The sequence below is a fragment of the Terrabacter sp. 01T434 genome (genome assembly GCF_056398545.1).
On record NZ_JBFTPP010000036.1, the window covers coordinates 1 to 458 of the forward strand.

At 71.8% G+C, this 458-nt stretch carries 1 protein-coding gene; it reads right to left on the reverse strand.

Going from position 1 to position 458, the window contains the following annotated elements; translation table 11 throughout:
• The coding region (locus AC1DIW_RS21880) for a hypothetical protein (RefSeq protein WP_478110926.1) at nt 1-458 on the reverse strand (458 nt) is incomplete at both ends.

Consider the following 458-nt stretch of genomic DNA (forward strand, 5'->3'; position numbering starts at 1 on the left):
ACCCCGACCACCCCGAACAGGATCTCGTTCGGCTGGGTCGTGGTGACCGACCCGGAACTGAACGCCGTCCCGGTCCCGGTCGCGCCCGCGCTCGTGTCGATCCCGGTGACCCCGGCCAGCTCATCGACACTCACATGGGTCTCCCCCGCCGAGGAGTAGGTCAGCGTGATCGTCGACCCCGCCGGCAGCGCCTTGACCGACAGCGCGACCACCGTGACCGCGCGGTCACCCGCCGACCCGTCGTTGACGTCCCGAACCACCGCGTACGTGTTGCCCGCGCTGTCCTTGACCGACACGGCACCCGTGATGCTCGTCGAGGACAACAACAACGACACCACCAGGGTGTGCCCCGCCTGCACCCCGCTCGAGCCGACCGTCAGCGTGGTCGTCGTCCGCGCCGCCGACGCCGTCGCCGACCCGACCCGACCCACGTAGCCCGCCGCCACCGCGGCCTGCGG